Annotated in this window: 9 protein-coding genes; 2 read left to right on the top strand and 7 right to left on the bottom strand. The window is 66.6% G+C overall.

What is annotated here, in order from left to right; translation table 11 throughout:
- Window positions 1–112: 112 nt before the first annotated feature.
- Both AC07VI_RS02590 and AC07VI_RS02585 read right to left on the bottom strand, forming a co-directional pair.
- Entirely contained in the window at window positions 113–1,615 is a 1,503-nt protein-coding gene (locus AC07VI_RS02590; protein ID WP_492995607.1) for a choice-of-anchor X domain-containing protein, read from the bottom strand.
- A complete protein-coding gene (locus AC07VI_RS02585; protein ID WP_492995605.1) occupies window positions 1,612–2,487 on the bottom strand; it encodes a hypothetical protein in 876 nt (291 codons plus the stop codon). The genes AC07VI_RS02590 and AC07VI_RS02585 overlap by 4 nt, the downstream gene beginning before the upstream one ends.
- Before the next feature lie 168 nt (window positions 2,488–2,655).
- Here AC07VI_RS02585 and AC07VI_RS02580 point away from each other — a divergent pair, with 168 nt between their 5' ends.
- On the top strand, window positions 2,656–3,579 hold the full coding sequence (locus AC07VI_RS02580) for a hypothetical protein (protein ID WP_494808770.1): 924 nt from the start codon (window positions 2,656–2,658) through the stop codon (window positions 3,577–3,579).
- Window positions 3,580–3,773: 194 nt separating this feature from the next.
- Complete coding sequence (locus AC07VI_RS02575; protein WP_492995601.1) at window positions 3,774–4,082, top strand: hypothetical protein; 309 nt, start codon at window positions 3,774–3,776, stop codon at window positions 4,080–4,082.
- Between the two features lie 69 nt (window positions 4,083–4,151).
- On the opposite strand, the gene AC07VI_RS02570 is transcribed toward AC07VI_RS02575, so the two are convergent.
- The 5 genes from AC07VI_RS02570 to AC07VI_RS02550 form a co-directional block, all read right to left on the bottom strand.
- A complete protein-coding gene (locus AC07VI_RS02570; RefSeq protein WP_367301829.1) occupies window positions 4,152–6,215 on the bottom strand; it encodes a sensor domain-containing diguanylate cyclase in 2,064 nt (687 codons plus the stop codon).
- A 165-nt stretch (window positions 6,216–6,380) separates the two neighbouring features.
- Window positions 6,381–8,081 carry a methyl-accepting chemotaxis protein gene (locus AC07VI_RS02565; RefSeq protein ID WP_492995599.1) on the bottom strand — a complete coding sequence of 567 codons (1,701 nt, stop codon included), beginning with the start codon at window positions 8,079–8,081 and terminating at the stop codon, window positions 6,381–6,383.
- Window positions 8,082–8,207: 126 nt separating this feature from the next.
- Window positions 8,208–10,019: an ABC transporter ATP-binding protein gene (locus AC07VI_RS02560; RefSeq protein ID WP_086146935.1), complete on the bottom strand. Its 1,812-nt coding sequence runs from the start codon at window positions 10,017–10,019 to the stop codon at window positions 8,208–8,210.
- Window positions 10,009–11,760 (bottom strand): ABC transporter ATP-binding protein, encoded by a 1,752-nt coding sequence (locus AC07VI_RS02555; protein WP_492995597.1) that lies wholly within the window; start codon window positions 11,758–11,760, stop codon window positions 10,009–10,011. The genes AC07VI_RS02560 and AC07VI_RS02555 overlap by 11 nt, the downstream gene beginning before the upstream one ends.
- Before the next feature lie 164 nt (window positions 11,761–11,924).
- Window positions 11,925–12,764: a phasin family protein gene (locus AC07VI_RS02550; RefSeq protein WP_086146933.1), complete on the bottom strand. Its 840-nt coding sequence runs from the start codon at window positions 12,762–12,764 to the stop codon at window positions 11,925–11,927.
- Between the last annotated feature and the right edge of the window lie 84 nt (window positions 12,765–12,848).

Here is a 12,848-nt window from a genome sequence, read left to right as displayed (position 1 = left end):
CATGTTTCCCGCCGCTCCTGGTGTGCCTGCATGGGCATCCAATAATGCTGCTGGCGCCTGTCCGACCCACGCCTGCACCTGGGATCAGACCCGGCGGGGCTGATCCCATACATTACACCACGACGATATTCGCCTGCGCCTTGAGCGGGCAGGGCAGGGTGTCGTCGAAGGTGATTTCGATGGCGCTGGCGACGAACATGCCGCCGATGTGCTGGGCGGCGATTTCCGGCGGCGTGCCCGGCTTGGTCAGGTTGACGTCTTGCGCAAAGACAAATATGCGCCAGGTGCCGTAGACTTTTTGTCCATATTGCAGCAGGGTCCGGTAAGCCCGCTTCAAGTCCAGGCTGGCCGCGTACACGCCGTCGTTGGCGCCGGGATCGAAGCCCAGGCCGTCGTCCGTCAATGATTCCACGAAATACAGGCCCTGCGGCGCCTGGAACAGCACGAAGGCATACAGTTCCGTGCCGCGGAACACATTGCCATTGTCGCGCCTGAAGCTGGCGCGCAGCCACAACGGTTCGTAGGCTTGCACGACGGCGGGCGTATCCGTTTCCACGGGCCCCGCCACGTGGATGTTGACTTGCGTTTCGCTCACGGCATGCTGGTAGGTGGCGCCCGTGGTGAAACGCTCATACTCCCAGCTGATGTCGGCCGTGTAGGGTAGGCCCGCGTTCGGCGCTTCCGGCAGCACCCATTTCGCCACCACTCGTTCGGCCAGGGTCAGTTCGCCGGCGGCTGGCGGTGTTGCTTCCTGGCCACGCCAGAACGGGTCAGCGACATCGGAGCAGGCGACGGCGATGGCGCCCGAGGCGATGGCCGAGGCCACGCCCGCCACCGTGAACTCGGGCTGGCCCGAGCCTGCTCCTTCCAGCGAACAGCAGTGCACGTCGGGCTGCGTTTCATCGAAGGTGCCGCCCACGCTGAAGCTGGCCTTGCCGGAGCCGAGCGCGGCGGCAATGATGGCCACCAGCGCGGCGATGATGGCGATGATGATGGCGAGGATTTTCCACCACGGGTCGGCAAACGGCAAATCCCCGTGCGTGCCCGCGTAGGCGGGGTTCGGCGTCCAGACGAGCGTCATGCCGGTCGGCACGATGGGCCCCAGGCCGGGCGGGCAGCGGCACTCCTTGCCATCCGTGCCCGTGCTGCCCCAGCGCTTGCCCGGCACGTGACCCTGCGGCTTGGACAGTTCCAGCGTGCCTTCCTCGACCGTGCAGGTATAGGTATTGGTGCTGCTGTCAAAGCGCGTCTGCGAGACGAAGATCTGCTGGATCGAGCGGCGCGGCGTGTAGCCGTCGGCCTTGGCGACAAAGCTGACCAGGCGCTTGCCGGGTGTGGCGTGCTGGAAGTCGGCATCCCACATCACCAGCATGGCCGCGCCGGCGGGCACGCTGGCAAAGAAGAAGGTGCGCGCCACGGGCGCGATGCCGGGGGCGCCAACGCTTTCCAGGTACACCGTGACGTTCGTCAGCGGGTTGCCGGATGTGTTCGTGACGTGGGCAGCGACGCGCAAGCCATAGATGGCATTGTCGAAGATGCCGTCCGGCAACATGATATTGGTGGCGGGCTCGATCGCGAACGGCCGCGTCAGCACCTGCATGGGGGTGTCGCTCATGATGCCTGCTCCTCGGGGCTTTGCTGCTCTTGAGCTTGTTCTTTTTCCAGATCGGTGACGACATACGTGATGCCGCCCATGACCTTGCCTTCCTGCGTTTCCAGCACGCGCAGCAGCGCATATTGGCGTGGCGGCAAGGCTTCGGCGCGCACGCTCAGGTACACGGCCTGCGCCTGGCCGCGCGGCACTTCCAGCGCCAGTTTTTGCTCGCCGGGCACGTCGCCATTGCAGTGGGGCGTGCGCGCCAGGCCCGCCACCAGGCGTGCATCCCTGGCCGGCTGCCATCGCTCAAGCCCGAGCGTGGCCAGCAGGCGCTCCGGCAGCGCGCCGCCATACTCGATCTGCAGTTCCACTTGTTTCGTTTCGCGCGGCAGGGCGGCCACCGCGATGGTCAGCAATTGTGCGCGCCGGGCCGCCAGCACCACGGTGACATTGCGCTGGGCGATCTGCTCGTGCTGCTTGGGCTGGAAGGGAAAGCCGCTGGGCAACGGGTCGGGCAGCGGGTTGACGTCGCCAGGCCCGTGGGCCACGGCCAGCAGGCATTCGTGGCCGCCATTGACGATGACGGGGACCCATGGCACCAGGCACAGCACTTCCTGCGTGGCGCCCGGCGGCAAGTCGGCAAACGCGGAGCCGATCAGCGTGGCGGCGCCGACGGCGATCTGGCCGGAAGGGTCTGCCCAGTAAAAGTCCACGCGCACGCCGTTCGAGGCGCTATTGCCCGTATTGTGCACGCGGCCCCACAAATAATTGCTGGTGCCGGCAATGGGCGCGCCGGGCGCGCCATTCGGATCATTGCCCGGCACGACCCAGATATCGGCGCTGTCCCACCACCATGGCTGGCCGTCTTCGATGATCAGATGGGCTGGCATGGCAATCTCCTTGTGCGTGGCCGGTGCTTGTAGCTTAGGCCGTGGCGGCGCTGGCCTCTTGATCGGCATCAAGTCTATGGATGACTGCGCAGGCGCGCCGTGGCGCTGCCTGCGTGGGGTAATATTGCGGCAGAATGCAGCTGAGTAAATCCAGGAAAAGGTTGGAACGTGTCTGAAAAAGTGAATGAAGTTTGCGTCAATGCCGCCTGCGGCCGGACTTTGCCGCTGTGCGTGGCGCATTGTCCGTTTTGCGGCGCGCGCCAGGCTGTCGCATCGACTGTTGTGCAGAAGGTAGTCACGCCGCCGCTCCCCTTGGCGCCGCCACCGCTGCCGCCCATGCCGCCGCCGCTGCCCGCATCTTCCGCCATTCCCGCGCCGCAGCCTGCCCAGGCGCCCAGGCCCGCACCCGCACCCGCACCCGCACCGCCGCCAGCGCCAGCCAAGGCGCCGCCCGCGAAGCCGGCCGTCAGGGGCTCGGTGCCGCCGCCGCGTCCGCCCGTGCGCTTGCGCACGTGGATCGCCGCGGCCGTGGTGCTGACCGGCATCTGGTTTTATAACAAGCCGGCCGATAAGCCGGCCAGCGTGGCGGAACAGGTCGAGGCCGCCACTGCGCTGGCGGCGCAATGCGACCTGGACGGGGCGCGCAGCGCGCTGGCCGTGCTGAAAAGCGCCAGGGCGCCCGGCGCGCAGATCAAACGCTTGCAGGCGAACATTACCAAATCCGCCGCCGCGTGCGAGCGGCAACAGCAGCGGGCGCAGGCCTGGCTGGCGCTGCAAGGCAGCGTCAACCAGGCGCTCGACGCGGGTGAGCCTGACCTGGCCGCCACGCGCCTGGCCGCGCACGTCAAGCGCTGGGGCGACGACGCGGACAGCCTGGAACTCGATGCCAGGGTGAAAGTGGCGCAAGCGGGCGCCCGGCTCGACGCTGCCGACGCTTGCCTGGCCAAGGGGGAGCGTATCTGCCTGGAAAGCAACCTGATCGCCGCCGAGCGCTACAAGCGGCCGGAACTGGCGGCGCGCACGCAGGCGCTGCGCGCGGCGTTGTCGCAATTGCTCGAACGTTCGCTGCTCGACGCCGCGCCGGGCCAGTAGCGCACAGCAACATAGGCCACCGTGAAAGGCGCCATGACGATGTCAAGATACTATTGCTTACAACTACGCCACAAAAGCCTGTTTTTATGTGCGTTAGCGCACGCTGGAAAATTTTAGGCAGGTGTATATTGCGAACTGATCTGTGTCTTTTGATAACAATGAAAGGGAATATCATGAAAGTAAGCAAAAATTGGATGACTGTGTGCGCCGCCGGGATGATGGTCGTGGCACTGGCTGCCTGCCAGAAGAAGAGCGATGTCGCCGCCGGTCCTGCGGAACAGGCGGGCCAGAAGATCGATGCGGCTGCCGCCAAGGCTGAAGCCGACATCAAGGCCGCCGCGACCAAGGCCGACGATGCCATGAGCAAGGCTGCTGCCGACACGGGTGCCAAGATGGACCAGGTTGCCGCTGACGCCGACAAGAAAATGAGCGAAGCGGCCGATGCGGTCGGTAAAAAAGTGGAAAAAGCGGGCGAAAAGATGCAGGACGCCGCGCACAAGTAATCACCGCGATACAGGCACGGGCCGGTTTCGCCGGCCCGGCCCGCTGCCGCCGGCGACATGCGCGCTCTGTCAGCTGGCGGTGGCCGTACCGCAGGCGCCCTTGGCGCCATCTGCCGCCGCTGCCGGCGCGCTCCCCGCATGGCCCTTCCCATCGGCCGCACCCAGTACCACGCTCAAGTCGACATAGCCGTCGCGCCACGCCCGCTCCAGGTCCTGCTCCACCGCTTCGAGGGTCGTGCGTTCCACATGCCGGAAGCCGCGCAAGCCATAGGCCCGGTTGCGTCCGTGCGCCTTGGCCAGGTACAGCGCCATGTCGATCAGGTTGACGCTGCGCTCCCACGTCAGAGGCAGGCCCAGCGGCGCCAGCGGATACGGCGCGAAGCCGACGGAGACGTGCACGCCGATGGCTTGTCCCTGGTAGGCAATGCTTTGCGCGGCCACGCCATTGAGGATGCGCAAGGCGATGTCGTCGAGCCCGTCGCGCGCGACGGCTGGCAGGAAGGCGAGGAATTCCTCGCCGCCCCAGCGCACGATCATGTCTGTTTCGCGCAACACGTCGTGCAAGGTTTCGGCGATCGTCGTCAGTACCAGGTCGCCCGCCGCATGGCCGTAACGGTCATTGATATGCTTGAAATGGTCGACGTCGAGCAGGAACAGGGCGCCCACCACCTCGCTCCCGGCCGGGGGATGCACGGGCTTGCCCGCATGGCTGCGCATGAATTCCTGGAAATGCCGGCGGTTGTACAGGGCCGTCAGGGGGTCGCGCGAACTCTGGCGCTTGAGTTCCTGGTTCTTCACCTTCAGTTGCACGTTGGCATGGCGCACTTTGCGATACAGCAAGCCGACGATGGCCGAGCCCATGGCCAGCACCAGCGCCAGCAGCCACCACACGCGCTGCTGCAGGCGGCGGTTGTCGATCTCCGTGCTCTTGAGCTGATTCTCGCGGCTCAGCAGCTCGATCTGCCGCTGTTTCTTTTCCGCCTCATACTTTTCCTGCAATTCATACACGGCCTTTTGCCGCTGCTTCTCGAACAGCTGGTTGGAAATGCCCCGTTCGCGGTGGTAGGCCGTCACGGCGCCGCGCAGGTCGCCCGCCTTTTCCAGCGCCAGGCCGTATTCCAGCAGCACGGCCTGCATATCCGGCTGGTTGGCCGTGCGCTCGTAGTAATCGAGACCCGTGGCCACGCTTTGCTTGCCTTCCTGCAGCCGTCCCTGGCCGATCAGCGCCTGGCCGATGTTCAGGCGCGCCGTCGCCTCCACCTGCGCGTTGTTGACCAGGCGCGCCGCCGTGATGGCTTCATTCGCGTAGCGCAGGGTGCGCGCATAGTCGCCCTGTTTCAGATAGCTGTCCGACAGGTTGACCAGGGTGGTGGCCACCATGCCGCGCGCGCCCAGCTGGCGCTCCAGCGCCAGCGCCGCCAGCAGGGCGCGCTGGCCCCGCTGCGGCTGCTGCGCGTCGAGCGCCAGGCCGTATTCCGTATTCTTGGCCTGCGCCATGCGGCCCGGCGACTCCAGCGTCGCGGAGACGGCCAGCAACTCGTCGAGCACCTCGAAGCCCTTGTCGTATTCGCGCATCTGCGTGTACAGCTGGGTAAGGGCATTCAGGGCGGCGGCCAGGCTGGAGGGGGAATTGCTCTGGCGCGCCAGGTCGACGGCCGCCTGCAGCTTGGACAACGCAAACGGGAAATTGCCTTCCTCGGCCCAGGATTGCCCCGCGCTGATGGTGGCCTGCACGCGCACGGGCAGGTCCTCCGTGCGGTTGGCGATGCGTTCCGCTTCAAAGGCCAGCAGGTGCGAGGCGCGGCGCTCGTTCATGGCGAACGTGATGTAGGCCTTGTTGAGCATGCCCTTTGCCAGCGCCACGTCGCTGTTCTGCTGGCGCGCGTAGGCGATCAGCTCCTCGGCCAGCTGCATGGCGATGTCGTTCTGCCCCAGGCGCATGCGGGCGTTGCTCAGCTGGGTGAGGAATTCCGCGCGTACCAGCAGGGACGCGCCGCGCGCCTGCGTTTCCACCTCCTGCAGGCGCAGCAGGGCGCGTTCCGGCACGAAGCGGCCATCTTCGCGCACGGCGGCGATGCGCTGTTCCAGATTGTCTTCCTGGGCGCGCGCGCCAGGCGCCAGCAGGCAGGCCAATACCAGCAGCCACTGCGCCCTTCGCCATGATGCCCGTTTCTGTCTGCCTGCCAACGTCCCGCCCCCGCAATGACCACGCTTGTCTGCAGCGATTATATGATGTTGCAATCAAGAAATATCATGGCACACACAGAAATTTGCGAAAGTGCACACTTTGGCTGCGGATCAGCGCCGGGTCAGGGCCGCCGGTGCTGGCGCGCTGCCTTTCAGGCGGAAGATGGCGACCGCCCCGATCAGGGCTTGCGCCTGTTCCTGCAGGCTCTCGGCGGCGGCGGCCGCCTGCTCGACGAGGGCGGCGTTCTGTTGCGTGATGTTGTCCATCTGCGTGACCGCCTGGTTGACCTCGCTGATCCCGGCGCTCTGCTCATGGCTGGCGCTGGTGATCTCGCTCATGATGGCCGCCACCTTCTGGATCGATCCCACCACCAGCGCCATGGTGCGTCCCGCCTCGTCGACGAGCTTGCTGCCGGCGTCGACCCGTTCCACGGAGGCGCCGATCAGGGTCTTGATTTCCTGGGCGGCCGCAGCGCTGCGGTGGGCCAGGCTGCGCACCTCGCCGGCGACGACGGCGAAGCCGCGCCCCTGTTCTCCCGCCCGCGCCGCCTCGACGGCCGCGTTCAGGGCCAGGATGTTGGTCTGGAAGGCGATGCCGTCGATGACGCCGATGATGTCGGCGATCTGGCTGGAGCTTTCCTTGATGGCGCCCATCGTGCTGACCACCTGGGCGACGACGGCGCCGCCCTGCACGGCGACGGCCGAGGCGGTGACGGCCAGCTGGTTCGCCTCGCCGGCGTTGCTGGCGTTTTGCCGCACGGTGGCCGTCAGCGTTTCCATCGAACTGGCCGTCTCTTCGAGGGAACTGGCTTGCGCTTCAGTACGCGCCGACAGGTCGGCATTGCCCAGCGCAATTTCGTGCGTGGCCACCGACATTTCGCCGGTGCTGCTGCGGATGTCGCCTATGAGCCCCGTCAGGTTGGCGTTAATGGTGTTCATCGCGTGCAGCAGCACGCCGATTTCGTCGGCCCTTTCGATGACGGCGTCAATGCTCAGGTCGCCGCCGGCGATCAGCTGCGCCGTGGCGATCGCCTGGTCCAGGCTGCGCTTGATGTGGCGGTACACGAGGAACAGGCACAGCAGCGAGACCATGACCGACACCAGCAGCACGCCGACCGTGACGGAATAGGCGGCCATGGTGCCGCTCATCGCCGTCTGCACGGCCGCGCTCGTGCGCTGGTCCAGCAGCGTGAGGAATTCATTTACCGGCTGCATGATCCTGGCCTTGTTGCTGTGGTAGGCGGCGTCGTGCATGATGGCGCGCGCCATTTCCAGGTCCGGCGGGCCGGTCCTGGTGAAGTTGCCGCTGCCGTCGTCGAAGCGGCCCTTGACGGCGTTCATGGCGATCACCTCGGTCTTGACCAGGCCGTCCGAATTGGCTTGCGCTTCGCGCAGCTTGGCGAATTCCTGCTCGCTGAAGCCGGCCTTGCGCATCAGTTCGGCCAGGGGCACGGCGGGTCCCGTCGACGCCGGCACGGGCACGCCTGCCGCCACGAAGTCCCAGTAGATGCGCTCGTAGTGGGCGGGGCGCGGCTTCTTGCCGTTGCGGATGTCGAGGATGTCCAGGTATTGCTGCTCGTACCTGGCGTCGCCGGTGACGACGTAGGTGCGGGCCAGCCGGGTCAGGTCGTCCGAGCTTTGCCGCAGTTCGTCGGCCAGCAGGTAGGACTGGTAGCGCGTTTCAGTGACGCGGTTCGCCTCGGCCTGCTTGCCCGCCACGCGGAACAGCGCCCACAGGCTGATGACGGAGAGCGCCAGGCTGAGCAGAAAAATGGCGGTGAAGATATTCCTGATCGACAGTTTGCTGCGCATGGCGTCCCCCGCAAGTGTAGTTGGGGCCGTCGGCGCTGCCCGCCAGATGAATATACTCCCGTCTGTACGGCATTTTTAATGCCGCACAGAAAAAAAGTGGCGCGATGCAACGGCGCCCCGTGCCTATCAAACTGCCAGTTGCTGCAGCAGATACAGGCGCTGGTACAGGCCGCCTTCTATCTGCATCAGGGCGTCGTGCGGGCCCGCCTCCGTGATGCGGCCATGGTTGAGCACGATGATCCGGTCCGCGTCGCGGATGGTCGACAGGCGGTGGGCGATGGCGATGACCGTCACCTTGCCGCGCAATTCGTTGAGGGCCGTCTGCACGATCTGCTCCGTCTGGCTATCGATGCGCGACGTCGCTTCGTCGAGCAGCAGGATGCGCGGCTGGCCGGCCAGCGCGCGGGCAATGGCGATCAGCTGCTTCTGCCCCGACGACAGGCGCGAGCCGCCTTCGCCCAGCGGCGTGTCGTAGCCGTGTTCCAGCGCGGCGATGAAGTCGTGCGCATGCGCGGCGCGCGCGGCCGTTTCGATCTGCTGCTGCGTGTAGCCGCGGCCCATGTCGATGTTTTCGCGCGCCGAGGCGGCCAGCAGGAAGGGGTCTTGCGGCACCAGGCCCACGTCGGCGCGGAAGTGCTCGTTGTCGATGCTGTCGAGGGGCACGCCGTTGATGGCGATGCTGCCCTGCGTGACGGGGTAGAAGCGCAGCAGCAGGGACAGCAGGGTCGACTTGCCGCTGCCCGTGTGGCCGACGATGCCGAAAAACGCGCCCTGGGGAATCGTCAGCGACAGCTCGTGCAGCACGGGCTGGTTTTCCACGTAGGCGAAGGTCAGGCGGGCGATGTCGACGGCGGGCGCGTCGCTGCCCGTTTTTGCCTGCCGCAGGGCCGGTGTTTCCCGTCCCTGCGCGTGTTCCAGCGCCTGCGCTTCGTCCAGCAGGGCCGAGACGCGCGCCGTCGCCACCACCGATTGCTGCAATTGGCTGAACTGCATGGTGATCTGGATCAAGGGTTCGATCACGCGCGCGATGTAGCTGATGAACGCATACAGCACGCCCACTTCCACGGCGCCCATCTCGCGCCGGCCGAAGCTGAAGATAACGACGGCCAGCAGCACGATGTTGAGCATGTCGAGCGCGGGGCGCAGCAGCCAGGCGTTGGCGCGCAATTCCTGCATGCGCGCCGTGTAGTGGTCCTGGTTGATGCCCGTGAAGCGCGCGCCGAAGCGCTTTTCCGCGTTATTCGCCTGCAGCACGCTCATGCCGCCTATCGATTCGGCGATCTGGCCATTGATCTCGCTGCGCAGGGCGCGCGCGCGCGTGACGGCCGGCGCGCTCCAGCGCTGGTACAAAAAGACGATGGCCAGCACGGCCGGCAGCAGGGCCAGCACGATGAGCATCAATCGCCAGTCGAGGAAGGCCATGGCGGCCATGGTGCCGACGAGGACGATGGAGCTGTCGAGGATGACGAACAGCACCTGCACGTATAGCGACTTCACGGCTTCCGTGTCGTTGGTGACGCGGCTGACCAGCTGCCCCGTGATGGCGCGGTCAAAAAACGCCATCGGCAGGCGCAGCACGTGCTGATACACGGTTTCGCGCAGGCGCTGCACCGAGCGCATGGCCAGGCCGGACAGGCGCACCAGCTGCAAATAGCGCAGGCCGGAAGCGACCCAGCCCGTCAGCAGGCAGCCGCCCAGCAGCAGGGACATGCGCGTCCAGTCCAGGTGGCGCGGCAGCAGGTGCTGGTCGATCAGGGCCTTGCCCAGGATCGGCCCCGTCACTTCGAGGGCGGCGGCGAGGATCAGCCAGAACGTGGCCCAATATAAATGGCGCAGGTCGGGCGCGGCGGCGTGGCGCAGCAGGCCGACGGCTTGCGCGGCCTGGCGGCGCACGGATGGCGTGGCGCTGGCGGCTTGGTCGGTCTTATTAGATGGCATCGAGGCTGGCCTCCAGTTGTTGATAGCGCCACTGGCTGGCGTACCAGCCGTCGCGCTGCATCAGCGCGTCGTGGTTGCCCGTTTCCGTGACGAGGCCGTCGCGCAGCACCAGGATCAGGTCCGCGTTGACGACGGCGCTCAGGCGGTGGCTGGCGATGATGGCGCTGCGCTCGGGGCGCTTGCGGCGCAATGCTTCCAGGTGCTGCAGGATGCGCGTTTCCGTGCCCGTATCGACGGCCGACAGCGCATCATCCAAGAGCAGCAGGCCGTTGTCGGCCAGCAGGGCCCGGGCAATCGCCACGCGCTGGCGCTGGCCGCCGGACAGGGTGATGCCTTTTTCGCCCACATGCGTCTGATAACCGTCCGGGAACTGCAGGATGTCGGCATGGATGTCGGCCAGCTGCGCCGCCCGCTCCACCTCCCCGCGCGTGGCGCCGGGGCGGGCCAGAGCGATATTGTCGGCGATGGTGGCGGAGAATAAAAAGGACTCCTGCGGCACCCAGCTGATGGCCGCGCGCAGCGCATGCAGGGTGTAGGCGTCCAGCGGCTGGCCGCTCCAGGTGGCCGCGCCCGATTGCGGCGTGACCTGGCGCAGCAGCACGCGCAGCAGGGTCGATTTGCCGCTGCCCGTGGGCCCCACCAAACCGAGGGTCTGGCCAGGCAGCAAGCGCAGCGAAATGCCGGACAGCGCCGGCGCCGTCTGGCCCGCATAGGCGTAGCCGATGTCCTGCAAGTGCAGGGGGCCGGGCGTCAGCGTGGCGATGCTGCCATGGTCGTCGATGGCCAGCGGCGCATCTAACATGGGTTGCAGCCGCTGCCAGGCGGCGCGGCCCCGTTCGATCAGGGACAACACCCAGCCGGCGGCGAACATGGGCCAGATCAGCTGGCCCAGGTACATGGAAAAGCTCGTCAGCGCGCCGATGGTCAGCTGGTCTTGCCACACGAGGTAGCCGCCCAGGCCCAGGGTCAGCGCCGTGGCCGCCGTCAGGGTCAGGCCGACGGCCGGCTCGTACGCCGCCTCCCAGCGCTGCGCCGTCAGGCTGGCGTTGGCCGCGTGGCCGGCCAGGATGGAGAACTGCTTGCTGCTGCGCTCTTCCAGGCCCAGCGCGCGCAGGGTGCGCACGCCCGACAAGGACTCTTGCACGTGGTCGTTCAGCGCGGAAAAGCGTTTCAGCGAATCCGTCGACGCCGTGTGGATATGGCTGGAGATGCGCCAGAAGGCCAGTCCCATCAGCGGGAAGGGCAGGAGGGAGATGCAGGCCAGGCGCCAGTCCACGCCCAGCAGCATGATGCCGAGCACCATCAGCAGGGTCAATGTGCCGTCGAAACCGGCCAGCATGGCTTCGCCGGCGGCCATTTCGATGGCGTCGATGTCGTTCGTCGCCAGCGCCATCAGGTCGCCCGTGCGCTGGTTCTGGTAAAACGACGCGCCCTGCTGCGACATGCGCGTGTAGAAGCGCGTGCGCAGCATCACGCCCAGCTGGTAGGCGGCCTTGAACAGGGTGATGCGCCAGCCCACGCGCAGGAAATAGATGACGACGCCGACGGCGAGCAGGGTCAGCAGCTCCAGCCACAGTTCGGCGGCCGTCATGCGGTGCGCGGCCAGCGCGTCGATGATGGCGCCCACGCGGCGCGGTATCCAGACGGTCAGTGTTGCCACGCCTGTCAGCATGACGGCGGCGGCGGCATACGCCGGCCAATGCTGACGCACGAAGCCGGCGATGAGCCTCGATAAACTCATGGTTACCTTTTGTTTTGCAGTAATGGGGTGTCGCGGGGCGGAAGGGCGGGCACGCGGACGGAAAGTACGCGTAGGATACAACAAGGCGGAAAAGCGCGCTGTGCATGGGCACGCAAAAAACGGGCCGTAGCCCGTTGTTTTGCTGCGCCAGTGCTTTGCGCGGCTTACTTGCGGCTGCTGCCTTTGCCGCCGCCCAGCATGTCGAGCTGTTTCGACGGCGCACCCTTGGGCGCTGTCTTGGCTGCCGGCTTGGCGGCTGGCGCAGCGGCGTGCTTCACGGCGGCCCTGGCTACGGTATTGCCGGCGGCGCTGGCCGGCTTGGCGGCCGGTTTGCTCGAAGGAAGTACTTTCGCGGCCGGCTTGGCCGGTGCTGGCGCGGCGGCGGGTGCCGCTGCTGGCTTGGCCGCTGGCTTGACTTCCGCCGCCTTCACGGCGGGCTTGTCGGCGGCCTTCTCGGCAACCTTGGCCGGCGCTGCCGCTGGCTTGGCGGCCGGCGCGGCAACAGCGGCGGGCGCGGCCTTGGCTACTTCAGCGGGCCTGGTCACTTCGGCCGGCTTGGCGGCAACGGGCGCAGGCGCTGCTGCAGGGGCAGGTGCGGCGGCGGGCGCGACGACGGCCGGCGCGGGCTTGGCTGCGGCAGGAGCCGGAGCCGTTGCGACGGCAGGGGCGGCCTCATCGAGGCGGGCCTTGGCCGAGGCCAGCAATTCGGCCTGGGTGCTCGAGGCGATGCCGAACAGCTGGCGGCTGTAGGCCAGCACGCTTTCGATATTCGGCTGCGCCTGGCTGGTGCTGTAGCTGAAGAAGTCGCGCGGGTCCTGCGTTTCCAGCAGATGCTGGGCCGTCTCGGCTGTCTGCGAGATGGCGGCCTTGCCGGCGTTCAGGTTCAGCGCGATGATTTTCTCGGCGCTTTCAAAGACTTTGCTGGTGAGATTGCTGAAGATTTGCAGCTGGTTTTCCAGTTGCGACTTGGCGGCGCTGGAAATGTGTTCTGGAAGCGGAAACATATTTACTCCTTTGTACGGATTAAAATGCTGGCAAAACGCTCTGCAAAATCCCGAAAACCAGAGTTGGCCGCGTTTTGTAAAGTG

Source organism: Janthinobacterium sp. GW821-FHT03A03 (assembly GCF_059421435.1).
The sequence above is the reverse complement of the archived record's forward strand: the minus strand, read 5'-3'. Positions and strand labels throughout refer to the sequence as shown.